We start from the raw sequence: 22,198 nt of genomic DNA on the forward strand, positions 1-22,198 counted from the left end.
CTGAACGACTCGCTAGCCGACCTTGGGGCGGCGCTGTCAGCGGTGCTATAGTTCGCCGCTATTCGGCCTGCCAGGGGCGCTTGTGCCTTCCAGGTGGAGGCCGACGTCCATTAGGACGAGGCTGCACCAGCAAGGAGTCTAGATGAGTGTGGATAGCGCCTACGCGGTCGAGTTGAAGGGGGTTACCTTCAAACGTGGTTCGCGCAGCATTTTCAGCAACGTCGACATTCGCATCCCGCGCGGCAAGGTCACCGGTATCATGGGGCCATCGGGTTGCGGCAAGACCACGTTGCTCCGCCTGATGGGCGCGCAGTTGCGCCCCTCCAGCGGTGAGGTCTGGGTTGCCGGGCAGAACCTGCCGACGTTGTCGCGCAGCGACCTGTTCGATGCCCGCAAGCAAATGGGGGTGCTGTTCCAGAGCGGCGCGCTGTTCACCGATCTCGATGTGTTCGAGAACGTCGCGTTCCCGCTGCGCGTGCACACCCAGCTGTCGGACGAGATGATCCGCGATATCGTGCTTATGAAGCTGCAGGCCGTGGGGCTGCGCGGTGCCATCGACCTGATGCCCGACGAGCTGTCCGGTGGCATGAAGCGCCGTGTGGCGTTGGCCCGTGCGATTGCCCTGGACCCGCAGATTCTCATGTACGACGAGCCGTTCGTCGGCCAGGACCCGATCGCCATGGGTGTATTGGTGCGTCTGATCCGCCTGCTCAACGATGCCTTGGGTATCACCAGCATCGTCGTTTCCCACGACCTGGCGGAAACCGCCAGCATCGCCGACTACATCTATGTCGTAGGTGATGGCCAGGTGCTGGGCCAGGGGACGCCTGACGAGCTGATGGGCTCGGATAACCCGCGCATTCGCCAGTTCATGAAGGGCGACCCGGACGGCCCGGTGCCTTTCCATTTTCCTGCGCCTGACTACCGCGCCGACCTGCTGGGAGCGCGTTGATGCGCAGAAAATCCTTACTCGAACGCGTCCGCCTGCTGGGGCGCTCGGCCATCGACGTATTGGCGGTGCTGGGGCGCTCCTGCCTGTTCCTGTTCCATGCGCTGATCGGCCGTGGCGGCATCGGCGGCGGCTTCCAGCTGCTGACCAAGCAGCTGTACTCGGTGGGCGTGCTGTCGCTGGCGATCATCGTTGTGTCCGGGGTGTTCATCGGCATGGTGCTGGCGCTGCAGGGCTTCAGCATCCTGACCAAGTACGGCTCGGAGCAGGCGGTGGGGCAGATGGTCGCCCTGACCCTGCTGCGTGAGCTCGGCCCGGTGGTGACGGCGTTGCTGTTCGCCGGCCGTGCCGGTTCGGCGCTGACCGCAGAAATCGGCAACATGAAGTCCACCGAGCAGTTGTCGAGCCTTGAAATGATCGGCGTCGACCCGCTCAAGTACATCGTCGCGCCACGCCTGTGGGCCGGTTTCATCTCGCTGCCGTTGCTGGCGCTGATTTTCAGCGTGGTCGGCATCTGGGGTGGCTCGTGGGTGGCGGTGGACTGGCTGGGCGTCTACGAGGGCTCGTTCTGGGCCAACATGCAGAACAGTGTTTCGTTCACCGACGACGTGCTCAACGGGCTGATCAAGAGCCTGGTATTTGCCTTCGTCACGACCTGGATCGCCGTATTCCAGGGGTATGACTGTGAGCCCACCTCAGAAGGGATCAGCCGTGCCACCACCAAGACCGTGGTCTATGCCTCGTTGGCAGTGCTGGGTCTGGACTTTATTCTGACCGCCTTGATGTTTGGAGATTTCTGATGCAAAACCGCACCCTGGAAATCGGTGTCGGCCTGTTCCTCCTGGCCGGGATCCTGGCGCTGCTGCTGCTCGCCCTGCGTGTCAGCGGGCTGTCGGCCAGCCCGAGCAGCGATACCTATAAAGTTTATGCCTACTTCGACAATATCGCCGGTTTGACGGTCAGAGCTAAAGTGACCATGGCCGGTGTGACCATCGGCAAGGTTACCGCCATCGATCTGGACCGCGATTCCTACACCGGTCGGGTGACGCTGCAGCTGGACAAGTCGGTGGACAACCTGCCGACCGACTCCACTGCCTCGATCCTGACCGCCGGGTTGCTTGGCGAGAAGTACATCGGCATCAGCGTGGGCGGTGAGGACCAGGTGCTCAAGGACGGCGGGACCATCCACGACACCCAGTCGGCACTGGTGCTGGAAGATCTGATTGGCAAGTTCCTGCTCAACTCCGTTGGCAAGGAACCGAAAGAAGCGCAACCAGCTAATTAAGGAGTTTCCATGATTTCCATCCTGCGACGTGGCCTGCTGGTCCTGCTGGCAGCCTTGCCCCTGCTGACCGTGGCTGCGCAGACGCCACACGATGTGGTTCAGGGCACCACCACTGAACTGCTGGGCGACCTCAAGGCCAACAAGGAACAGTACAAGTCCAACCCCAATGCCTTCTATGATGCGCTGAACCGCATCCTCGGCCCGGTGGTGGACGCTGACGGTATTTCCAAAAGCATCATGACCGTCAAGTACTCGCGCAAGGCTACCCCCGAGCAGATGCAGCGCTTTCAGGAAAACTTCAAGCGCAGCCTGATGCAGTTCTATGGCAATGCCCTGCTCGAGTACAACAACCAGGGCATCACCGTCGACCCGGCCAAGGCTGATGACGGCAAGCGCGCCAGCGTTGGTATGAAGGTCACCGGCAACAACGGTGCCGTGTATCCGGTGCAGTACACCCTGGAAAACATCGGCGGCGAGTGGAAGGTGCGTAACGTGATCGTCAACGGCATCAACATCGGCAAGCTGTTCCGCGACCAGTTCGCCGACGCCATGCAGCGCAATGGCAACGACCTGGACAAGACCATCGACGGCTGGGCCGGCGAAGTGGCCAAGGCCAAGCAGGCCGCCGACAACTCGCCAGAGAAGACCGTCAAATGAGTGAGGCCGGTGTAAGCATGGCCGAGCCGGGCGTGCTGCGCCTGGCCGGCGTGCTGGACTACCGCAGCGGGCCGGTCCTGCGCAAGCAGGGCAAGGCGCTGATCGCGGCCTGCTGCGAGGCGCAGCTGGTGCTCGATTGTTCAGCAGTGCAGCGTTCCACCAGTGTCGGCCTGTCGTTGCTGCTGGCCTTCATGCGCGATGCCCGGGCCGCAGGCAAGGGTTGCCAGGTGCGCAGCATGCCAGACGACATGCGGGAAATTGCCGAGGTCTATGACCTCGATGAAGTGCTGGCAACCTGATGGCCCGGCACGGATGATGGCCCCTCGGTCAGCGAAGCCCTCGTTGGGCTTCGCAGGCGAGGGGCTTTTTTGTATGATGGCCGACCCGTGCGCATCGGGCGCCGATTGAGGTTGAGCATGCAGGCCGTAGAAGTTAAAAGCTTCCTTGAAGAGAAATTGCCGGGTTCCCGGGTCGAAGTTGAAGGCGAAGGCTGCAACTTCCAGTTGAACGTGATCAGCGACGAGTTGGCTGGCCTGAGCCCGGTCAAACGCCAGCAGGCGATCTATGCTCACCTGAATCCGTGGATCGCCAATGGCAGCATCCATGCGGTAACCATGAAATTTTTCAGCAGCGCAGCCTGGGCTGAGCGCACCTGAGCCAACGTGGCGGCGAGATTCCAATGGACAAACTGATTATTACTGGCGGCGCTTGCCTTGATGGCGAGATCCGCATTTCGGGCGCGAAGAACGCAGCCTTGCCAATCCTGGCGGCGACCCTGCTGGCCGACGGCCCGGTCACCGTGGGCAACCTGCCGCACCTGCACGACATCACCACCATGATCGAGCTCTTCGGCCGCATGGGCATCGAGCCGGTGATCGACGAAAAGCTGGCGGTCGAGATCGACCCTCGCACCATCAAGACACTGGTTGCACCTTACGAGCTGGTCAAGACCATGCGCGCCTCGATTCTGGTGCTGGGCCCGATGGTTGCCCGTTTCGGCGAGGCCGAAGTGGCCCTGCCTGGCGGTTGCGCAATTGGTTCGCGCCCGGTCGACCTGCACATCCGTGGCCTCGAGGCCATGGGCGCGAAGATCGAAGTCGAAGGCGGCTACATCAAGGCCAAGGCACCTGAGGGTGGCCTGCGCGGTGCGCACTTCTTCTTCGACACCGTCAGCGTGACCGGTACCGAGAACATCATGATGGCCGCTGCCCTGGCCAAGGGCCGCAGCGTGCTGCAGAACGCCGCGCGCGAGCCGGAAGTGGTCGACCTGGCCAACTTCATCAACGCCATGGGCGGCAAGGTCCAGGGCGCTGGTACCGACACCATCGTCATCGATGGCGTCGAGCGCCTGCACTCGGCCAACTACCGCGTGATGCCGGACCGTATCGAGACCGGTACCTACCTGGTTGCCGCTGCCGTGACCGGCGGCCGCGTCAAGGTCAAGGACACCGACCCGACCATCCTTGAAGCCGTACTGGAAAAACTCAAGGAAGCCGGCGCCGACATCAACACTGGCGAAGACTGGATCGAGCTGGACATGCACGGCAAACGGCCGAAAGCCGTCAACCTGCGTACCGCCCCGTACCCGGCGTTCCCGACCGACATGCAGGCGCAGTTCATCTCGCTCAACGCCATTGCCGAAGGCACCGGTGCAGTGATCGAGACGATCTTCGAAAACCGCTTCATGCACGTCTACGAAATGCACCGCATGGGCGCGCAGATCCAGGTCGAAGGCAACACTGCCATCGTCACTGGCGTCAAGGCGCTGAAGGGTGCCCCGGTAATGGCCACCGACCTGCGTGCTTCCGCCAGCCTGGTGCTGTCGGCGCTGGTAGCCGAAGGCGATACCCTGATCGATCGCATCTACCACATCGACCGTGGTTACGAGTGCATCGAAGAAAAACTGCAGATGCTGGGCGCGAAGATCCGTCGCGTACCGGGCTAGTCGTCTGCCTGGTGCATCCTGTGGGGGTGGGATTTGCCCGCTTTCACAGGATGTGCCTAACGAATTGAATGCGGTCGGGCTCGACGCCCGGCCAGCAGTAGCCGCTTAAGGACCGACGTTCCAATGTTGACCATCGCGCTTTCCAAAGGCCGTATTCTCGACGATACCCTGCCGTTGCTGGCCGAGGCCGGTATCGTGCCGACCGAGAACCCGGACAAGAGCCGCAAACTGATCATCCCCACCACGCAGGACGATGTGCGCCTGCTGATCGTGCGTGCGACCGACGTGCCGACCTATGTCGAGCATGGTGCCGCCGACCTGGGTGTGGCCGGCAAGGATGTGCTGATGGAGTACGGCGGCCAGGGCCTTTACGAGCCCCTGGACCTGCAGATTGCCCGTTGCAAGCTGATGACCGCTGGCGTGGTCGGCGCACCCGAGCCCAAGGGCCGTCTGCGCGTGGCTACCAAGTTCGTCAACGTAGCCAAGCGCTACTACGCCGAACAGGGCCGCCAGGTCGACATCATCAAGCTGTACGGCTCGATGGAACTGGCTCCGCTGATCAACCTCGCCGACAAGATCATCGACGTGGTCGACACCGGCAACACCCTGCGTGCCAACGGCCTGGAGCCCCAGGAACTGATCGCCACGATCAGCTCGCGCCTGGTGGTCAACAAGGCCTCCATGAAAATGCAGCACGCCCGTATCCAGAGCCTGATCGACACGCTGCGCGGAGCGGTCGAATCGCGACACCGCGGCTGACTCTCTACCGACTGCGCGCGGCCTTCGCTGCCGCGCCCGTCTATCCGCGTCATAGCCATTTTTCTCGGGTGCCCGCGCGGATGGACTGGTAGCCTAGGGCGCCTGAGCATTCGCCAATAATCGAGGCCCTCGCCATGACCGTGTCCACTGCAATTGCCCGTCTCAACGCTGCTGATCCGGATTTCGCCCGACATCTGGATCATCTGCTGAGCTGGGAAAGTGTGTCCGATGACGCGGTCAACCAGCGCGTGCTCGACATCATCAAGGCCGTGCGCGAGCGTGGCGATGCGGCATTGGTGGAATTCACCCAGCGTTTCGATGGTGTCGATGCCAAGTCCATCGATGACCTGATCCTCGGTCGCGAGCGCCTGGAACTGGCGCTGACCCGCATTACCCCTGGCCAGCGCGAAGCCCTGGAAAAGGCCGCCAATCGTGTGCGCATGTACCATGAGCGGCAGAAGCAGGACTCCTGGCAGTACACTGAGGCCGACGGCACCGTGCTCGGCCAGAAGGTCACCCCGCTGGACCGCGCCGGCCTGTATGTGCCGGGTGGCAAGGCGTCGTACCCATCGTCGGTGCTGATGAACGCCATCCCGGCCAAGGTCGCCGGCGTGGCCGAAGTGGTGATGGTGGTGCCGACCCCGCGTGGCGAGGTCAACGAACTGGTGCTGGCGGCTGCCTGCATCGCCGGTGTCGACCGTGTGTTCACCGTCGGCGGCGCCCAGGCTGTCGCCGCGCTGGCCTACGGTACCGAAAGCGTGCCGCAGGTGGACAAGATCGTCGGCCCGGGCAACATCTACGTCGCCACCGCCAAGCGCCATGTGTTCGGCCAGGTGGGTATCGACATGATCGCCGGTCCGTCGGAAATCCTCGTGGTATGCGACGGCCAGACCGACCCGGACTGGATCGCCATGGACCTGTTCTCCCAGGCCGAGCACGATGAAGATGCCCAGGCCATCCTGGTCAGCCCGGACGCCGCCTTCCTCGACCGCGTTGCCGCCAGCATCGACAAGTTGCTGCCGACCATGGAACGTGCCGAGATCATCGAGAAGTCGATCAATGGCCGTGGCGCGCTGATCCAGGTGCGTGACATGCAGCAGGCCATGGAAGTGGCCAACCGCATTGCCCCGGAGCACCTGGAACTGTCGGTCGCCGACCCGCAGGCCTGGCTGCCGCACATCCGCCACGCTGGCGCGATCTTCATGGGCCGCCACACCAGCGAAGCGCTGGGCGACTACTGCGCAGGGCCCAACCACGTGCTGCCGACCTCCGGTACCGCGCGTTTCTCGTCGCCGCTGGGGGTGTATGACTTCCAGAAGCGTTCGTCGATCATTTTCTGCTCCGAGCAGGGCGCGTCCGAGCTGGGCCACACCGCCTCGGTCCTGGCCCGTGGCGAGTCGCTGACCGCACACGCCCGCAGCGCTGAATACCGCATTCTGACCCAAGAGAAGGGGAACTGAGCATGAGTCGATTCTGGAGCCCCTTCGTCAAGGACCTGGTGCCTTACGTGCCGGGCGAGCAGCCCAAGCTGGCCCGCCTGGTCAAGCTGAACACCAACGAAAACCCCTACGGCCCGTCGCCCAAGGCGCTGGAGGCCATGCGCGGCGAGCTGAACGACAACCTGCGCCTGTACCCGGACCCGAACGGTGACCGGCTGAAGCAGGCGGTGGCCGAGTACTACGGCGTGACGCCGGCACAAGTGTTCGTCGGCAACGGCTCGGACGAGGTGCTGGCGCACATCTTCCACGGCCTGTTCCAGCACGACGCACCGCTGCTGTTCCCGGACATCAGCTACAGCTTCTACCCGGTCTACTGCGGCCTGTACGGTATCGCCTTCGAGCAGGTGGCACTGGACGAGCAGTTCCAGATCCGCATCGAGGACTACAACAAGCCCAACGCCGGCATCATCTTCCCCAACCCCAATGCGCCGACCGGCTGCCTGATGCCGCTGCAGGCGGTGGAGCAGTTGCTGCAGGCCAACCGTGATTCGGTGGTGGTGGTGGATGAAGCCTACATCGACTTCGGTGGCGAAACGGCGATCAGCCTGGTGGACCGCTACGACAATCTGCTGGTCACCCAGACCCTGTCGAAGTCGCGCTCGCTGGCGGGGCTGCGGGTTGGCCTGGCGGTTGGCCACCCGGACCTGATCGAAGCGCTGGAGCGGATCAAGAACAGCTTCAACTCCTACCCGCTGGACCGTGCCGCGATCGTCGGCGCAGCGGTGGCGTTCGAGGACCGCGAGTACTTCGAAGAAACCTGCCGCAAGGTGATCGACAGCCGCGAGGTATTGGTCGGGCAACTTCGGGCCAAGGGCTTCGAAGTGCTGCCGTCGGCGGCCAACTTCATCTTCGCCCGCCATCCGCAGCACGATGCCGGTGAGTTGGCTGCACGCCTGCGCGAGCAGGGCGTGATCGTGCGCCACTTCAAGCAGCCGCGCATTGCCCAGTTCCTGCGCATCACCATCGGTACGCCAGAGATGAACCAGGCGCTGCTCGATGCGTTGAACTGACGCCATCCACTGCCCTGTGCGGTCCTTGTAGGAGCGGCCTTGTGTCGCGATAGGGCCGCAAGGCCACTCCTACAAAAAAATCGCGCCAGGTTTTTAATCGCTGCTCTCTTAAATGACAAACACTTTGCCCACCCGTATGCTGCGCCAATTCATCGGATGATTGGTTGAGTTTCATGAGTACCGAATTGACCAAGCGCTCCCTGGTCGAACTGGCCGTCGAGCGCATGCGAGAACGCATCCTGCTGGGCGACTGGCAGGTTGGCCAGCGTTTGCCGACCGAGCCGGAACTGGCCCTGCAGTTGGGCATAAGCCGCAACACCGTACGCGAGGCCATGCGTGTGCTGGCGTTCAGTGGCCTGGTGGAGATTCGCCAGGGGGATGGCAGCTACCTGCGCACGGCCCAGGACCCGCTACAGGCGGTGCAGGCGATGTCACGCTGCACGCCCGAGCAGGCCCGTGAAACCCGGCACATCCTCGAAGCCGAGGCCATCGGCCTGGCCGCGCTGCGCCGAACCGACGCCGATCTTCAGGCGCTGCGTGATGCCCTGGCCAACAGTGCCGGGCATTTTCACGGTGATATCGATGCTTATGTGGCCTGCGACCTGGTGTTTCACCAGCGCCTGGTAGATGCCGCCCATAACCCGGCCTTGAGTGAGCTGTACCGGTACTTTTCCGGGGTGGTGGCTGCCGCGCTGCAGCACAACATGGCAACCGTGCCGCGCTGCCAGGCCACGTTCGACCTGCATGGGCAGATCCTTGCCGCAATCGAGCAACGCGATGCGGAGCAGGCCAAGCGCCTGAGCCGTACCCTTATCGAATCCTGACTCCGAGAAGGCCATGGCTGATTCCATCACCCGTAACACCCCACCGAGCGAGCGGGACCTCGATGAGTTGCTGATCGACGCCGAGGCTGACGACGAGCAGGTCCAACAGCAGCCGGTACAGATACAGCGGCCTTGGCTGTTGTTGCTCGGCCTGGTGCTGGTGGCATTGAACCTGCGCCCGGCATTGTCGAGCATGGCGCCGGTGCTGGGCCAGGTGTCCGAAGGCTTGGGGCTGAATGCCTCGCAGGCCGGTTTGCTGACCACCTTGCCAGTGCTGTGCCTGGGCCTGTTCGCTCCCTTGGCGCCGGGGCTGGCGAGGCGTTTTGGCAGCGAGCGGGTAATCCTCGGCATCCTCGCCACCCTGGCGCTTGGCATTGTCGTGCGCAGTAGCCTGGGGGCCACCGGGGTGTTCCTCGGCAGCCTGATGGCCGGGGCCAGTATCGGCATCATTGGCGTGCTGTTGCCGGGCATCGTCAAGCGCGATTTCCCGCAGCACGCTGGCACGCTGACCGGCGTGTACACCATGGCCTTGTGCCTGGGCGCCGCCATGGCGGCTGGCGCCACGGTGCCCCTGGCCCAGCATTTCGACGGCAGCTGGGCGCTGGGGCTTGGCTTCTGGATGTTGCCGGCCCTGCTGGCCATGCTGGTATGGCTGCCGCAGGCCCGCCAACGTCATGGCCTGCACAAGGTGGCCTATCGTGTGCGTGGGCTGTGGCGTGATCCGCTGGCCTGGCAGGTGACCCTGTACATGGGCCTGCAGTCGTCACTGGCCTATATCGTCTTTGGCTGGTTGCCATCGATCCTGATCGGTCGCGGCCTGAGCCCGACCGAGGCGGGGCTGGTGCTGTCGGGGTCGGTGATCGTGCAGCTGGTCAGTTCGCTCACTGCGCCCTGGCTGGCTACTCGCGGCAAGGACCAGCGCCTGGCGATCGTGCTGGTCATGCTGATTACCCTGGCCGGCCTGTTCGGTTGCCTGTATGCGCCGCTTTCCGGGCTGTGGGGCTGGGCGGTTGTGCTGGGCCTGGGGCAGGGCGGTACCTTTGCCCTGGCGCTGACCTTGATCGTACTGCGCTCGAAGGATGCCCATGTCGCGGCGAACCTGTCGAGCATGGCGCAGGGGGTGGGTTATACCCTGGCGTCGATGGGGCCGTTTGCGGTGGGGCTGGTACATGACCTGACCGGGGGGTGGGCGGCAGTGGGGTGGATTTTTGCCGTGCTGGGGGTGGGTGCCATCGTGTTCGGCCTGGGGGCCGGGCGGGCTTTGCATGTGCAGGTGAGCAGCGAGAAAGTCTGAAGGGGCATGTGGCATTGCCGGCCTCTTCGCGGGTAAACCCGCTCCCACAGGGATTGCACACATCTTGAAGTCATGTTGTACCTGTGGGAGCGGGTTTACCCGCGAAAGGGCCGGTACTGGCATAACCAACCGGGGAAGATTATCGTGCTGCTTTCGACTCCCAGGACGGACCAGCCCACATGAGCGACGCCAACCGCGACCTGATCACCCGCTTCTACCAGGCCTTCCAGCGCCTGGACGCCAAGGCCATGGTCGCCTGCTACAGCGACGATATCGTCTTCAGCGACCCGGTCTTCGGCACCTTGCGTGGCAAGGATGCAGGCGACATGTGGCGAATGCTCACCAGCCGGGCCAAGGACTTCACCCTGACCTTCGACAACGTCCGCGCCGATGAACGCACTGGCGCCGCACATTGGGTGGCCACCTACCTGTTCAGCCAGACCGGCCGCATCGTGGTCAACGATATCCAGGCGCGTTTCGTGATCCGTGACGGGCTGATCTGCCAGCACGATGACCAATTCGACTTGTGGCGCTGGTCGCGGCAGGCGCTGGGTGTGCCTGGCATGCTGCTGGGCTGGTCGCCGCTGGTGCAGAACAAGGTACGCCAGCAGGCGTTCAAAGGATTGCGAGCATTCCAGCAGGCTCAGGGTGAGTGAGCCCGTCGAAATTGCCGCCAGCAAACCCTGGTATGTCTACTTGGTAAGGGCTGCCAATGGATCGCTGTATTGCGGTATCAGCGATGACCCGCAGCGGCGCTTTCTGGCGCACCAGAAAGGGCAGGGCGCGCGCTACTTCAAGACCAGCCCGGCCCAGGCGCTGGTGTATGTGGAGCAATGGCCGGACAAGGGCGAGGCGTTACGCCAGGAGCGGCTGGTGAAGCGGCTGCGCAAGTCGGCGAAGGAGGCGTTGGTGGCCTCCTATGGCGCAGTAGTGGCTGCTAATTAGGGCCGCTTCGCGCCCCATCGCCGGCAAGCCAGCTCCCACTTCGGCTGCATAGACCTCAGGCCTGTGCAGTACCTGTGGGAGCTGGCTTGCCGGCGATGGGCTGCGCAGCAGCCCTGGGGCCATCAGTCCTTGCGCCGCTTCAACTGATCCACCAAGGTGGTCGGAAGGCCCTTGATGATCAAGGTCCCTGCTGCTTCGTCATACTCGACCTTGTCCCCCAGCAGGTGCGCTTCGAAGCTGATCGACAACCCCTCGGCACGGCCGGTGAAGCGGCGGAACTGGTTGAGGGTGCGCTTGTCTGCGGGGATTTCCGGCGACAGGCCGTAGTCCTTGTTGCGGATGTGATCGTAGAACGCCTTGGGCCGGTCCTCGTCGATCAGGCTGGACAGCTCTTCCAGCGTGACCGGCTCGCCGAGCTTGGTCTGGGTAGTGGCGTACTCGACCAGGGTCTGGGTTTTTTCGCGGGCGGACTCTTCCGGCAGGTCTTCGCTCTCGACGAAGTCGCTGAAGGCCTTGAGCAGGGTGCGGGTTTCGCCCGGGCCGTCGACGCCCTCCTGGCAGCCGATGAAGTCACGGAAGTAGTCCGAGACCTTCTTGCCATTCTTGCCCTTGATGAACGAAATGTACTGTTTGGAGTTCTGGTTGTTCTTCCACTCCGACAGGTTGATGCGCGCCGCCAGGTGCAACTGGCCAAGGTCGAGGTGGCGCGAAGGCGTCACATCAAGCTCGGCGTTCACTGCCACACCTTCGCTGTGGTGCAGAAGGGCGATTGCCAGGTATTCGGTCATGCCTTGCTGGTAGTGGGCAAACAGGATGTGGCCGCCGGTGGACAGGTTGGACTCTTCCATCAGCTTTTGCAGGTGCTCCACGGCCACACGGCTGAAGGAGGTAAAGTCCTTTTCTTCGTCCAGGTACTGCTTCAGCCAGCCGCTCAGCGGGTAGGCGCCGGACTCGCCGTGGAAAAAGCCCCAGGCCTTGCCTTGCTTGGCGTTGTAGCTGTCATTGAGGTCGGCCAGCAGGTTTTCGATGGCGTCGGAGGCAGCCAGTTCGGAATCGCGGGCATGCAGCACGGCGGGGCTGCCATCGGGCTTTTTGTCGATCAGGTGAACGATGCAATGACGGATTGGCATGGAATTCTCGGCGAGCTGCAAAAGTCGTCCAGTTTACCCTAGACATCAGGTGATGCAGTGGCCGGATGTTGGCAGAAATGCCGGTTGTTCGTTTTTTGTTCAATTTTGTGCGTTTTGGGCTAAAACCCCCGAAAAACCTGCATTAAATCGAAGCGTGCAGCGGATATTTATCTGCTCCTGTGGTAGCTTTGCGCGGTCTTGCGCCCCTTGTGTGGCGCATTGCTGGCAGCGTGCTGTCGTCGTGTCGAACCAAACGTCGATTTGCGTATCTACATACGCGATTGGCGCGGCCCTCCACTTTCAGGGGCTGGCCCGATAACGTCGTAGTCCGCTGCATAACCATCGAATTTGATAGGGAAGGAACACCACCATGGCATTGACCAAAGACCAACTGATTGCCGACATCGCCGAATCGATCGCCGCGCCAAAAGCCACCGCCAAGAACGCTCTGGAGCAACTGGGCCAGATCGTTGCCGACCAGCTGGAAAACGGCGCTGAAATCACTCTGCCAGGCATCGGCAAACTGAAAGTCGCTGAGCGTCCTGCCCGTACCGGCCGCAACCCTTCGACTGGCGCTGCCATCGAAATCGCTGCCAAGAAAGTCGTCAAGTTCGTTCCGGCCAAAGTGCTGACCGACGCCATCAACAAGTAATTGTTGAAGCTTTGACGAAACCGCGCCCGGCTTGCCCGGACGCGGTTTTTTCATGCCTGGGTTTTACGCCCGGCGTGCCAGGCCTGGCGCGCCTCGTCGTCGTGGAAGCTCCAGGCGACCATGCGGCTTTGCTTCTGCCCCTGGCCCATTTCACTGATGCGCACGGCCTTGGCGCCCGCTTTCCTGAGCGCAGCCTCGATCCCCGGCAAGTTGCTGGCCTTGGACACCAGGCTGGTGAACCACAATACCCGTTCGGCGTACTGCACGCTTTCACTGACCAGTTGGCTGACAAAGCGGATCTCGCCGCCTTCGCACCACAGTTCGTTGTTCTGGCCACCGAAGTTGAGCACCGGCAGCTTGCGCTTGGGGTCCTGCTTGCCCAGGTTCTTCCACTTGCGCTGGCTACCACGGGTGGCTTCGTCGCGTGAGGCATGGAAGGGCGGGTTGCACAGGGTCAGGTCGAAGCGTTCGCCCTCCTGCAGCAGGCCGCTGAGGATGTGCGCACGGTTGGCCTGTTGGCGCAGGGTGATGGCCTTGCCCAGGCCGTTGGCCTGGACGATGGCCTTGGCCGAAGCCAGGGCCACGGGGTCGATGTCCGAGCCAAGGAAGCGCCAGCGGTAGTCGCTGTGGCCCAGCAGCGGGTAGATGCAGTTGGCCCCCACGCCGATGTCCAGCGCACGCACCTGGGCGCCCTTGGGGATCTCGCCGGCATTGTCATCGGCCAGCAGGTCGGCGGCGACGTGAATGTAGTCGGCGCGGCCGGGAATCGGCGGGCACAGGTAGTCGGCGGGGATATCCCAGTGCTGGATGCCGTACTGGGCCTTCAGCAGCGCACGGTTGAACACCCTTACGGCCTCGGGGTTGGCGAAGTCGATGCTGGGTTTGCCGTGGGGGTTGGTGATGGTGAAGCGCGCCAGGTCAGGGTGGGCCTTGATCAGGCTGGGGAAGTCGTAGCGGCCCTGGTGGCGGTTGCGCGGGTGCAGGGTGGGTTTGTTCGGGGTCATGGCAGTGTCCAGCCCTATACGAGCGGTGGCTGATAGAGCCTAGGGCTGCTTTGCAGCCCTTTCGCGACACAAGGCCGCTCCTACAGGATAGCGGCGCCCTTCAGACCGGCGCCGTCCCTGTAGGAGCGGCCTTGTGTCGCGAAAGGGCCGCAAAGCGGCCCCAGCTTTTCTCTAGTGATTAAAGCGCTGCAATCCGCGCATGCTGCTCGGTGAAGTTGGCCAGGGCCTGTTCGGACTCGGCCAGCTTGGCGCGTTCCTTCTCGATCACGGCAGGTGGTGCCTTGTCGACGAAGGCGGCGTTGGACAGCTTGCCACCCACGCGTGCCACTTCACCCTGCAGGCGCTGGATTTCCTTGTTCAGGCGCGCCAGCTCGGCATCCTTGTCGATCAGGCCGGCCATTGGCACCAGCACTTGCAGGTCACCGACCAGGGCGGTGGCCGACAGCGGCGCTTCGTCGGCATCGCCCAGTACGGTGAACGATTCGACCTTGGCCAGCTTCTTCAGCAGGGCTTCGTTTTCCTGCAGTCGACGCTGGTCGTCGGCGTTGGCGTTCTTAAGGAACAGCGGCAGCGGCTTGCCCGGGCCGATGTTCATTTCGGCGCGGATGTTGCGCAGGCCGACCATCAGCTCCTTGAGCCACTCGATGTCGCCTTCGGCGGCAGCATCGATGCGGCTTTCATTGGCCACCGGCCATGGCTGCAGCATGATGGTCTTGCCTTCGATGCCGGCCAGCGGCGCGATGCGCTGCCAGATTTCTTCGGTGATGAACGGCATGAACGGGTGCGCCAGGCGCAGCGCCACTTCCAGCACGCGCACCAGGGTGCGGCGGGTGCCACGGGCGCGCTCGACCGGGGCGTTCTCGTCCCACAGCACCGGCTTGGACAGCTCCAGGTACCAGTCGCAATACTGGTTCCAGATGAACTCGTACAGCGCCTGGCTGGCCAGGTCGAAGCGGAACTGCTCCAGCTGGCGGGTCACTTCGGCTTCGGTACGCTGCAGCTGCGAGATGATCCAGCGGTCGGCCAGCGACAGCTCGTAGGCCTCGCCGTTCTGGCCGCAGTCTTCGCCCTTGTCCAGCACGTAGCGGGCGGCGTTCCAGATCTTGTTGCAGAAGTTGCGGTAGCCTTCGACGCGGCCCATGTCGAACTTGATGTCGCGGCCGGTGGAGGCCAACGAGCAGAAGGTGAAGCGCAGGGCGTCGGTGCCGTAGCTGGCGATACCTTCGGGGAACTCGGCCTTGGTCTGCTTGGCGATTTTCTCGGCAAGCTTGGGCTGCATCATGCCGCTGGTGCGTTTTTCCAGCAGGGCGTCGAGGGTGATGCCGTCGACGATGTCCAGCGGGTCCAGCACGTTGCCCTTGGACTTGGACATCTTCTGGCCCTGGCCGTCACGTACCAGGCCGTGCACGTACACGGTCTTGAAAGGTACCTGCGGGGTGCCATCCTCGTTCTTGATCAGGTGCATGGTCAGCATGATCATGCGCGCAACCCAGAAGAAGATGATGTCGAAGCCGGTTACCAGCACGTCGGTGGAGTGGAACTTCTTGAGGAACTCGGTCTGTTCCGGCCAGCCCAGGGTAGAGAAGGTCCACAGGCCCGAACTGAACCAGGTGTCGAGTACGTCGTCGTCCTGGCGCAGGACCACGTCGGCGCCCAGGTTGTGCTTGGCGCGCACTTCTTCCTCGTTGCGGCCGACATAGACCTGGCCGGCCTCGTCGTACCATGCCGGGATGCGGTGGCCCCACCACAGCTGGCGGCTGATGCACCAGTCCTGGATGTCACGCATCCAGGAGAAGTACATGTTCTCGTACTGCTTGGGCACGAACTGGATGCGGCCATCTTCCACTGCGGCGATGGCAGGTTCTGCCAGCGGCTTGGTGGAAACGTACCACTGGTCGGTCAGCCACGGCTCGATGACGGTGCCCGAACGGTCGCCCTTCGGCACTTTCAGCGCGTGGTCGTCGATGCTCACCAGCAGGCCCTGGGCATCCAGGTCGGCGACGATCTGCTTGCGTGCGACGAAGCGGTCGAGGTTGGCGTACTGGGCCGGCAGGCGGGTGTCCACCTGCTCGTTGACGCTGCCGTCGAGGTTGAAGGCCTGCGCGCTGGCCAGCACGAAGGCATTCTTGTCGAAGATGTTCAGCAGCGGCAGGTTGTGGCGTTTGCCGACTTCGTAGTCGTTGAAGTCGTGGGCCGGGGTTATCTTCACGCAGCCGGTACCGAACTCGGGGTCGCAGTAGTCGTCGGCGATGATCGGGATGCGGCGGCCGACCAGCGGCAGTTCGACGAACTTGCCGATCAGTGCCTGGTAGCGCTCGTCGTTCGGGTTGACTGCCACGGCCGCGTCACCCAGCAGGGTTTCCGGACGGGTGGTGGCGACGACCAGGTAGTCCTTGCCTTCGGCGGTCTTGGCGCCATCGGCCAGTGGGTAGCGCAGGTTCCACAGGTGGCCCTTCTCGTCGTGGTTCTCCACTTCGAGGTCGGAGATGGCCGTGTGCAGCTTGGTGTCCCAGTTGACCAAGCGCTTGCCGCGGTAGATCAGGCCGTCTTCATGCAGGCGCACGAAGGCTTCCTTGACCGCTTCGGACAGGCCGTCGTCCATGGTGAAACGCTCGCGGCTCCAGTCGACCGACGAGCCCAGACGGCGGATCTGACGGCTGATGTTGCCGCCGGACTGGTCCTTCCATTCCCAGACCTTCTCCAGGAACTTTTCGCGGCCCAGATCATGACGGTTCTGGCCCTTGGCCTCTAGCTGGCGCTCGACCAGCATCTGGGTGGCGATACCGGCGTGGTCGGTGCCTGGCTGCCACAGGGTGTCGCGGCCTTGCATGCGGCGGAAACGGATCAGGGCGTCCATGATCGCGTTGTTGAACCCGTGGCCCATGTGCAGGCTGCCGGTCACGTTCGGCGGCGGGATCATGATGGTGTAGGACTCGCCTGCACCTTGTGGGGCGAAATAGTTCTCGGACTCCCAGGTGTTGTACCAGGAAGTTTCGATGGCGTGCGGCTGGTAGGTCTTATCCATGCGCGGCGGGACCCTGTGCATTTATTCGGGAAAGCCGGGAAGTATAACCAAGCTGGGGGCCGCAGGCGACAAGCTGCTGCTATCTGGCAGGCAGGGACGGCCTATTCGCGGGTAAACCCGCTCCCACTGGAGCTGCGCAAGCTTTCAGACTTGCGCCGGTCCTGTGGGAGCGGGTTTACCCGCGAAGAAGGCACCGCCGAATTTCGGTTTTACTCGGAACGCTTGATCAACCGCTCGATCCGCGCATCCAGCCGGCGCTTGATCTCGTTCTCGATGTGCGGGGTGAAATCGTTGATCACGTCCTGCATGATCATCTGCGCCGCCGCACGCAGTTCGCTTTCCAGGTGCAGGAGGGTGTCCTGGCGGCGGGTCTGTGGGTCGTCTTCGGGTTCGGCAGCTACCGGTTCGGCCGCAGGCACATGATTGCCGGGCGCTTCTTCCAGCAGCAACGGGATCTGCTCCACCGTCTCGGTCAGCAGCGGTGGTTGCAGGTCGGCGTCGCCAAGCAGCTGGCGTATCGACTCGAGGTCATCGAGCAGATGGGCGGAATCGGGCAGGGGGGAGGGCTTGTCCATCGTCGTCAAAGTCGCTGTAAGCGGTGGTCTTGCAGAGCATAGCCCTGTTCACGGTAGAAACGGAATCGTTCACGGGCCGATTGGCGGATGCCAGGCTCTTCAACGACGATTTCGGCCACCCGCTCGAACTGGCCGACGAAGGCCGGTACGCCGGCGCCCAGGTTGATCAACAGGTCGTGGTGGTCGCCCGCACTGTCGGCGGCCAGGCCCAATGCCACGCTGGCATCGGCATGCACCTCCGCGAGGTCGTGGGGCACGAAGGCCTCGCCCTTGAAGCGCCACAGGCGTTGGTCCAGCTCGTTGCGCTGCTCGGCGTCCTGGCAATGCAGGTAGACCCGGTGGCCGAGGCGCCAGGCCTTTTCGCATAGCTTGCAGGCGAAATCGAGCCGCGCCGACAGCGAGTCGGTGGGCAGGATGTAGAAATCGACTTTGCTCATGGTGGTATCGCCGGCCGGTGGCGCGCGCGGCGCCACCGGCTCAATGGCGTCAGGCGCCGGCGCGGTCCAGCAGGTACTGGGTCAGCAGGGGTACAGGGCGGCCAGTGGCGCCCTTGTCCTTGCCGCCGCTGACCCAGGCAGTGCCGGCGATGTCCATGTGCGCCCAGTCGTAGGCCTTGGCAAAGCGCGACAGGAAGCAGCCGGCGGTGATGGTGCCGGCCTTCGGCCCGCCGATGTTGCCCATGTCGGCGAACGGGCTGTCCAGCTGCTCCTGGTACTCATCGAACAGCGGCAGCTGCCAGGCACGGTCGTCGGCGCGCTTGCCGGCGTCGAGCAACTGGCCGACCAGGTCGTCGTTGTTGCCCATCAGGCCAGTGGTGTGGCTGCCCAGGGCGACGATGCAGGCACCGGTCAGGGTAGCGATGTCGATGACTGCCTGCGGCTTGAAGCGCTCGGCGTAGGTCAGGGTGTCGCACAGCACCAGGCGGCCTTCGGCGTCGGTGTTGAGGATTTCCACGGTCTGCCCGCTCATGGTGGTGACGATGTCACCCGGACGGGTGGCGCCGCCGCTCGGCATGTTCTCGGCGCAGGCCAGCAGGCACACCAGGTTGACCGGCAGCTGCAGCTCGAGCACCGCACGCAGGGTGCCGAGCACGCTGGCGGCACCGCACATGTCGTACTTCATTTCGTCCATGCCGGCGCCAGGCTTCAGGCTGATGCCGCCGGTGTCGAAGGTAATGCCCTTGCCCACCAGCACGAACGGCTTGTCCGCCTTCTTGCCGCCCTGGTAGTTGAGCACGATCAGGCGTGGCGGCTGGTCGCTGCCCTGGCCGACGGCGTAGAACGCGCCCATGCCGAGGTCCTTGATCTTCTTCTCGTCCAGCACTTCGACTTTCAGCGCCTTATGCGCCTTGCCCAGGTCCTTGGCCTGTTCGGCCAGGAAGCTTGGGTGGCACAGGTTGGGCGGCAGGTTGCCCAGGTCGCGCGTGAAGGCCATGCCGGTGGCGATGGCACTGGCATGCTTGACGGCACGTTCGACCTCGGCCTGGCCGGCCTTGTCGGTCAGCAGGGTGACCTTCTTCAGTGCGCGCGGCTCGGCCTTCTGGCTCTTGAAGCGATCGAACACGTATTCGCCGTCGAGCAGGGTTTCGGCCAGCAGGCGGTACTTGCCGTAGTGCGCGTCACGGTTGCTGACCGCAATGTCGTCCAGGGCCAGCACGGCGTCAGCGCCGTTCAGGCCCTTGAGCACGCCGGCGACGCTGGCGACCAGTTTGCGCCAGGTGCGGTCGCCCAGGGCTTCGTCCTTACCGCTGCCCACCAGCAGCACGCGCTCGGCCTTCAGGCCCGCGAGGTTCTGCAGAAGCAGGGTCTGGCCCGGTTTGCCGGCTAGGTCGCCACGCTTGAGCACGGCACTGATGGCGCCTTCGCTGGCCTGGTCGACGGCCTTGGCCACAGCGCCGAGCTTGCGGTTTTCACCTACCGGGAGGACCAAGGTGGCGGTTTTTACAGATGCAGCAGCTACGCTTTTTACAACCAGTTCCATGTCAGGATCCCCGAATGATCGATACAGTCGGCGCTGTGTATTCCAGCGCTCTGGACGGGCCTGGCCGCGTCGTCGCGCGCCAGCGGAAAAGCTGCCAGTTTGAGCCTGCGGCAAGCGTGCTGACAACCCCGTTATGCGCCTTCATGCGCGGCGAAGTGACAGGGGCGGTCAATCACAGGATAATGCGCGCACTTTACATGGAGGTTCGCCTTTGGCGAACCGGCATTGGTCTTGGCTGTACTAAGTCATTGTCTGGCGCCATTGATTGGCAGTCCGCCCTGACAACCCAGGAGTGTCTGGTTTGATCGTCTTTCGTTATCTGTCCCGCGAGGTCCTGGTGACCTTGAGCGCCGTCAGCGCCGTGCTGCTGGTGATCATCATGAGCGGGCGCTTCATCAAGTACCTGGCCCAGGCTGCCCAGGGTGTGCTCGACCCGAGCGTGCTGTTCCTGATCATGGGCTTCCGTCTGCCGGGCTTCCTGCAGCTGATCCTGCCTTTGGGGCTGTTCCTCGGCATTCTCCTGGCGTACGGGCGCCTGTACCTGGAAAGCGAGATGACCGTGCTGTCGGCCACCGGCATGAGCCAGCAGCGCCTGCTGGGCCTGACCATGGCGCCGGCCGCCCTGGTCGCCCTGCTGGTGGCCTGGCTTAGCCTGAGCCTGGCACCGCTGGGCGTTGCCCAGGTGCAGCAGATCATCGCCCAGCAGGATGCCCTGACCGAGTTCGACACCCTGGTGCCGGGCCGCTTCCAGACCCTGCGCGACGGCTCGCGGGTGACTTACACCGAAGAGCTGTCGGACGACCGCATCAACCTGGCCGGGGTGTTCATTTCCGAGAAGCGCTTCAACCAGGACAAGACCAAGGACCGCGCCCCGTCGGTGCTGGTTGCCGAAAAAGGCCACCAGGAAATCCAGGCCGACGGCAACCGCTACCTGGTGCTGGAAAACGGCTACCGTTACGACGGCAACCCGGGCCAGGCGGATTACCGTGCAATCAAGTACGACACCTACGGAGTGCTGCTGCCCAAGCCGGAAGTCGCCGAGGAAGTGACCGATCGCGAAGCCATCCCCACTTCCGAGCTGATCGGCAAGAAGGGCCTGCGTGAGCGCGCCGAGCTGCAATGGCGGCTGTCGCTGCCGATCCTGGTGTTCATCGTCACCATGCTGGCGGTGCCGCTGTCCCGGGTCAACCCGCGCCAGGGCCGCTTCCTCAAGCTGCTGCCGGCAATTCTTCTGTACATGGCCTACCTGACAATGCTGATTTCCGTACGCGGCGCCCTCGAGAAGGGCAAACTGCCGATCGCCCTGGGCATGTGGTGGGTCCACGGCCTGTTCCTGCTGATCGGCCTGGGCCTGATGTACTGGGAGCCGCTGCGCCTCAAGCGCGCCGCCCGTCGTGCGGAGGTGGCCCATGGGTAAGCTCGACCGCTACATCGGCCAGAGCGTGCTGCTGGCCATCCTCGCCGTGCTGGGGATCATCCTCGGCCTGGCTTCGCTGTTTGCCTTCATCGACGAGATGAGCGACCTGAGTGACACCTACACGGTGATGGAGGCGGGCAACTTCGTCCTGCTGACCGCGCCGCGGCGGCTGTACGAAATGCTGCCGATGGCCGCCTTGATCGGCTGCCTGATCGGCCTGGGTAGCCTGGCCAGCAGCAGCGAACTGACCATCATGCGTGCTGCAGGGGTTTCCATCGGGCGCATCGTCTGGGCGGTGATGAAGCCGATGCTGGTACTGATGCTGGTCGGTCTGCTGATCGGCGAGTACGTGGCGCCGGTGACCGAGAACAAGGCCCAGGCCGACCGTTCCCTGGCCCAGGGCGGTGGTGAGGCGCAAAGCTCCAAGCGCGGCATGTGGCACCGCCAGGGGGAGGAGTACGTGCACATCAACGCCGTGCAGCCTAACGGCCTGCTGCTGGGTGTGACCCGTTACCGCTTCGACAGCGAGCGCAAGATTGTCACCTCGAGCTTCGCCCGCCGTGCACAGTACCAGGACGACCACTGGATGCTCAGCGACGTGCGCACCACCTTCTTCCGTGGCGACCACACCGAAGTGGTGACCGCGCCGCAGGAGCGCTGGGACGTTTCGCTCACGCCGCAACTGCTCAATACTGTGATCCTCGCGCCGGAATCGCTGTCCATCACCGGGCTGTGGGACTACATCCACTACCTGTCCGACCAGGGCCTGAACAATGCCCGTTACTGGCTGGCGTTCTGGACCAAGGTATTGCAGCCGATGGTGACCGCGGCGCTGGTGCTGATGGCCATTTCCTTCATCTTCGGCCCGCTGCGTTCGGTAACCCTTGGGCAGCGCGTGTTCACCGGTGTACTGGTAGGCTTCGTGTTCCGCATCGCCCAGGACCTGCTGGGGCCCTCGAGCCAGGTGTTCGGCTTCCCGCCGCTGCTGGCGGTGGTGATCCCGGCAGGCATCTGTGCGCTGGCCGGTGTGTGGTTGTTGCGCCGGGCAGGTTGATGGCCTGAGCTGTACAAAAAAAGCCGACCTCGGGGTCGTCTTTTTGCTGCTTGACCAATAGCTGTAGGCTTGCGGCGAACTTGTAGGAGCAGCCTTGTGCTGCGAAAGGGCCGGTCTGGCAAAACACTCTCGTTGCCAGTGATGGCCTCTTCGCAGCACAAGGCTGCTCCTACAGGTACATTGGTTGCCCTGAA

24 protein-coding genes are annotated in these 22,198 nt (G+C 63.5%); 18 read left to right on the forward strand and 6 right to left on the reverse strand.

Features of this window, described 5'->3' with window-relative positions; genetic code table 11:
* The first annotated feature begins 142 nt into the window (after positions 1 to 142).
* The 14 genes from M1D87_RS04990 (at position 143) to M1D87_RS05055 (ending at position 11,167) form a co-directional block, all read left to right on the forward strand.
* Complete coding sequence (locus tag M1D87_RS04990; protein WP_012270662.1) at positions 143 to 952, forward strand: ATP-binding cassette domain-containing protein; 810 nt, start codon at positions 143 to 145, stop codon at positions 950 to 952.
* On the forward strand, positions 952 to 1,749 hold the full coding sequence (mlaE, locus tag M1D87_RS04995; RefSeq protein ID WP_013971083.1) for a lipid asymmetry maintenance ABC transporter permease subunit MlaE: 798 nt from the start codon (positions 952 to 954) through the stop codon (positions 1,747 to 1,749). Before M1D87_RS04990 ends, mlaE begins: the two co-directional genes overlap by 1 nt.
* Positions 1,749 to 2,234, forward strand: coding sequence for an outer membrane lipid asymmetry maintenance protein MlaD (gene mlaD / locus M1D87_RS05000; protein ID WP_003257921.1), 486 nt, complete (start codon positions 1,749 to 1,751; stop codon positions 2,232 to 2,234). Before mlaE ends, mlaD begins: the two co-directional genes overlap by 1 nt.
* Positions 2,235 to 2,243: 9 nt before the next feature.
* Complete coding sequence (locus tag M1D87_RS05005; protein ID WP_024086340.1) at positions 2,244 to 2,891, forward strand: MlaC/ttg2D family ABC transporter substrate-binding protein; 648 nt, start codon at positions 2,244 to 2,246, stop codon at positions 2,889 to 2,891.
* Positions 2,888 to 3,190 (forward strand): STAS domain-containing protein, encoded by a 303-nt coding sequence (locus M1D87_RS05010; RefSeq protein ID WP_123085228.1) that lies wholly within the window; start codon positions 2,888 to 2,890, stop codon positions 3,188 to 3,190. Before M1D87_RS05005 ends, M1D87_RS05010 begins: the two co-directional genes overlap by 4 nt.
* A gap of 117 nt (positions 3,191 to 3,307) precedes the next feature.
* Positions 3,308 to 3,547, forward strand: a complete 240-nt coding sequence (locus M1D87_RS05015; RefSeq protein WP_003255121.1) for a BolA family protein — start codon at positions 3,308 to 3,310, stop codon at positions 3,545 to 3,547.
* Between the two features lie 23 nt (positions 3,548 to 3,570).
* Positions 3,571 to 4,836: a UDP-N-acetylglucosamine 1-carboxyvinyltransferase gene (murA, locus tag M1D87_RS05020; protein ID WP_013971085.1), complete on the forward strand. Its 1,266-nt coding sequence runs from the start codon at positions 3,571 to 3,573 to the stop codon at positions 4,834 to 4,836.
* A 123-nt stretch (positions 4,837 to 4,959) separates the two neighbouring features.
* Complete coding sequence (hisG, locus tag M1D87_RS05025; protein WP_003257924.1) at positions 4,960 to 5,595, forward strand: ATP phosphoribosyltransferase; 636 nt, start codon at positions 4,960 to 4,962, stop codon at positions 5,593 to 5,595.
* A gap of 134 nt (positions 5,596 to 5,729) precedes the next feature.
* Entirely contained in the window at positions 5,730 to 7,055 is a 1,326-nt protein-coding gene (hisD, locus tag M1D87_RS05030) for a histidinol dehydrogenase (protein ID WP_123085229.1), read from the forward strand.
* A gap of 2 nt (positions 7,056 to 7,057) precedes the next feature.
* Positions 7,058 to 8,104 (forward strand): histidinol-phosphate transaminase, encoded by a 1,047-nt coding sequence (gene hisC / locus M1D87_RS05035; protein WP_013971087.1) that lies wholly within the window; start codon positions 7,058 to 7,060, stop codon positions 8,102 to 8,104.
* A 173-nt stretch (positions 8,105 to 8,277) separates the two neighbouring features.
* Positions 8,278 to 8,928: a FadR/GntR family transcriptional regulator gene (locus M1D87_RS05040; protein WP_013971088.1), complete on the forward strand. Its 651-nt coding sequence runs from the start codon at positions 8,278 to 8,280 to the stop codon at positions 8,926 to 8,928.
* A 13-nt stretch (positions 8,929 to 8,941) separates the two neighbouring features.
* Positions 8,942 to 10,222, forward strand: coding sequence for a CynX/NimT family MFS transporter (locus M1D87_RS05045; RefSeq protein WP_421091783.1), 1,281 nt, complete (start codon positions 8,942 to 8,944; stop codon positions 10,220 to 10,222).
* 179 nt (positions 10,223 to 10,401) lie between these two features.
* Complete coding sequence (locus M1D87_RS05050) at positions 10,402 to 10,878, forward strand: nuclear transport factor 2 family protein (RefSeq protein ID WP_024086345.1); 477 nt, start codon at positions 10,402 to 10,404, stop codon at positions 10,876 to 10,878.
* Entirely contained in the window at positions 10,871 to 11,167 is a 297-nt protein-coding gene (locus tag M1D87_RS05055; RefSeq protein ID WP_013971092.1) for a GIY-YIG nuclease family protein, read from the forward strand. Before M1D87_RS05050 ends, M1D87_RS05055 begins: the two co-directional genes overlap by 8 nt.
* Before the next feature lie 122 nt (positions 11,168 to 11,289).
* On the opposite strand, the gene yejK is transcribed toward M1D87_RS05055, so the two are convergent.
* The gene (gene yejK / locus M1D87_RS05060) at positions 11,290 to 12,297 is read right to left on the reverse strand and encodes a nucleoid-associated protein YejK (protein ID WP_013971093.1); all 1,008 of its coding nucleotides are present in this window, start codon (positions 12,295 to 12,297) and stop codon (positions 11,290 to 11,292) included.
* A gap of 370 nt (positions 12,298 to 12,667) precedes the next feature.
* On the opposite strand from yejK, the gene M1D87_RS05065 reads away from it, so the two are divergent.
* Entirely contained in the window at positions 12,668 to 12,949 is a 282-nt protein-coding gene (locus tag M1D87_RS05065) for an HU family DNA-binding protein (protein WP_003257928.1), read from the forward strand.
* A 50-nt stretch (positions 12,950 to 12,999) separates the two neighbouring features.
* Here M1D87_RS05065 and rlmF read toward each other — a convergent pair whose 3' ends face one another.
* The 5 genes from rlmF to M1D87_RS05090 form a co-directional block, all read right to left on the reverse strand.
* Positions 13,000 to 13,953: a 23S rRNA (adenine(1618)-N(6))-methyltransferase RlmF gene (rlmF, locus tag M1D87_RS05070; RefSeq protein WP_015269069.1), complete on the reverse strand. Its 954-nt coding sequence runs from the start codon at positions 13,951 to 13,953 to the stop codon at positions 13,000 to 13,002.
* 178 nt (positions 13,954 to 14,131) lie between these two features.
* Complete coding sequence (locus tag M1D87_RS05075; RefSeq protein ID WP_013971095.1) at positions 14,132 to 16,978, reverse strand: valine--tRNA ligase; 2,847 nt, start codon at positions 16,976 to 16,978, stop codon at positions 14,132 to 14,134.
* A 209-nt stretch (positions 16,979 to 17,187) separates the two neighbouring features.
* Positions 17,188 to 17,553 carry a hypothetical protein gene (locus M1D87_RS05080; protein WP_013971096.1) on the reverse strand — a complete coding sequence of 122 codons (366 nt, stop codon included), beginning with the start codon at positions 17,551 to 17,553 and terminating at the stop codon, positions 17,188 to 17,190.
* A 5-nt stretch (positions 17,554 to 17,558) separates the two neighbouring features.
* Entirely contained in the window at positions 17,559 to 17,990 is a 432-nt protein-coding gene (locus tag M1D87_RS05085; RefSeq protein ID WP_003257931.1) for a DNA polymerase III subunit chi, read from the reverse strand.
* A 49-nt stretch (positions 17,991 to 18,039) separates the two neighbouring features.
* Positions 18,040 to 19,533, reverse strand: coding sequence for a leucyl aminopeptidase (locus M1D87_RS05090; RefSeq protein WP_123083864.1), 1,494 nt, complete (start codon positions 19,531 to 19,533; stop codon positions 18,040 to 18,042).
* A 14-nt stretch (positions 19,534 to 19,547) separates the two neighbouring features.
* Here M1D87_RS05090 and M1D87_RS05095 point away from each other — a divergent pair, with 14 nt between their 5' ends.
* Genes M1D87_RS05095 through lptG form a run of 3 tightly spaced genes read left to right on the forward strand, consistent with a single transcriptional unit; the run spans position 19,548 to position 22,004 of the window.
* Entirely contained in the window at positions 19,548 to 19,838 is a 291-nt protein-coding gene (locus tag M1D87_RS05095) for a hypothetical protein (RefSeq protein ID WP_003257935.1), read from the forward strand.
* On the forward strand, positions 19,835 to 20,950 hold the full coding sequence (lptF, locus tag M1D87_RS05100) for an LPS export ABC transporter permease LptF (protein ID WP_015269075.1): 1,116 nt from the start codon (positions 19,835 to 19,837) through the stop codon (positions 20,948 to 20,950). The genes M1D87_RS05095 and lptF overlap by 4 nt, the downstream gene beginning before the upstream one ends.
* Positions 20,943 to 22,004: an LPS export ABC transporter permease LptG gene (gene lptG / locus M1D87_RS05105; protein WP_015269076.1), complete on the forward strand. Its 1,062-nt coding sequence runs from the start codon at positions 20,943 to 20,945 to the stop codon at positions 22,002 to 22,004. The genes lptF and lptG overlap by 8 nt, the downstream gene beginning before the upstream one ends.
* Positions 22,005 to 22,198 lie beyond the last annotated feature (194 nt).

The organism is Pseudomonas sp. SA233, from assembly GCF_054792385.1.

Excerpts from the sequence above, each read along its gene's own strand:
- M1D87_RS04990 (WP_012270662.1), top strand. The coding sequence starts at position 143 with ATGAGTGTGGATAGCGCCTACGCGGTCGAGTTGAAGGGGGTTACCTTC.
- mlaE (WP_013971083.1), top strand. The coding sequence starts at position 952 with ATGCGCAGAAAATCCTTACTCGAACGCGTCCGCCTGCTGGGGCGCTCG.
- mlaD (WP_003257921.1), top strand. The coding sequence starts at position 1,749 with ATGCAAAACCGCACCCTGGAAATCGGTGTCGGCCTGTTCCTCCTGGCC.
- M1D87_RS05005 (WP_024086340.1), top strand. The coding sequence starts at position 2,244 with ATGATTTCCATCCTGCGACGTGGCCTGCTGGTCCTGCTGGCAGCCTTG.
- M1D87_RS05010 (WP_123085228.1), top strand. The coding sequence starts at position 2,888 with ATGAGTGAGGCCGGTGTAAGCATGGCCGAGCCGGGCGTGCTGCGCCTG.
- M1D87_RS05015 (WP_003255121.1), top strand. The coding sequence starts at position 3,308 with ATGCAGGCCGTAGAAGTTAAAAGCTTCCTTGAAGAGAAATTGCCGGGT.
- murA (WP_013971085.1), top strand. The coding sequence starts at position 3,571 with ATGGACAAACTGATTATTACTGGCGGCGCTTGCCTTGATGGCGAGATC.
- hisG (WP_003257924.1), top strand. The coding sequence starts at position 4,960 with ATGTTGACCATCGCGCTTTCCAAAGGCCGTATTCTCGACGATACCCTG.
- hisD (WP_123085229.1), top strand. The coding sequence starts at position 5,730 with ATGACCGTGTCCACTGCAATTGCCCGTCTCAACGCTGCTGATCCGGAT.
- hisC (WP_013971087.1), top strand. The coding sequence starts at position 7,058 with ATGAGTCGATTCTGGAGCCCCTTCGTCAAGGACCTGGTGCCTTACGTG.
- M1D87_RS05040 (WP_013971088.1), top strand. The coding sequence starts at position 8,278 with ATGAGTACCGAATTGACCAAGCGCTCCCTGGTCGAACTGGCCGTCGAG.
- M1D87_RS05045 (WP_421091783.1), top strand. The coding sequence starts at position 8,942 with ATGGCTGATTCCATCACCCGTAACACCCCACCGAGCGAGCGGGACCTC.
- M1D87_RS05050 (WP_024086345.1), top strand. The coding sequence starts at position 10,402 with ATGAGCGACGCCAACCGCGACCTGATCACCCGCTTCTACCAGGCCTTC.
- yejK (WP_013971093.1), bottom strand. The coding sequence starts at position 12,297 with ATGCCAATCCGTCATTGCATCGTTCACCTGATCGACAAAAAGCCCGAT.
- M1D87_RS05065 (WP_003257928.1), top strand. The coding sequence starts at position 12,668 with ATGGCATTGACCAAAGACCAACTGATTGCCGACATCGCCGAATCGATC.
- rlmF (WP_015269069.1), bottom strand. The coding sequence starts at position 13,953 with ATGACCCCGAACAAACCCACCCTGCACCCGCGCAACCGCCACCAGGGC.
- M1D87_RS05075 (WP_013971095.1), bottom strand. The coding sequence starts at position 16,978 with ATGGATAAGACCTACCAGCCGCACGCCATCGAAACTTCCTGGTACAAC.
- M1D87_RS05080 (WP_013971096.1), bottom strand. The coding sequence starts at position 17,553 with ATGGACAAGCCCTCCCCCCTGCCCGATTCCGCCCATCTGCTCGATGAC.
- M1D87_RS05085 (WP_003257931.1), bottom strand. The coding sequence starts at position 17,990 with ATGAGCAAAGTCGATTTCTACATCCTGCCCACCGACTCGCTGTCGGCG.
- M1D87_RS05090 (WP_123083864.1), bottom strand. The coding sequence starts at position 19,533 with ATGGAACTGGTTGTAAAAAGCGTAGCTGCTGCATCTGTAAAAACCGCC.
- M1D87_RS05095 (WP_003257935.1), top strand. The coding sequence starts at position 19,548 with ATGATCGATACAGTCGGCGCTGTGTATTCCAGCGCTCTGGACGGGCCT.
- lptG (WP_015269076.1), top strand. The coding sequence starts at position 20,943 with ATGGGTAAGCTCGACCGCTACATCGGCCAGAGCGTGCTGCTGGCCATC.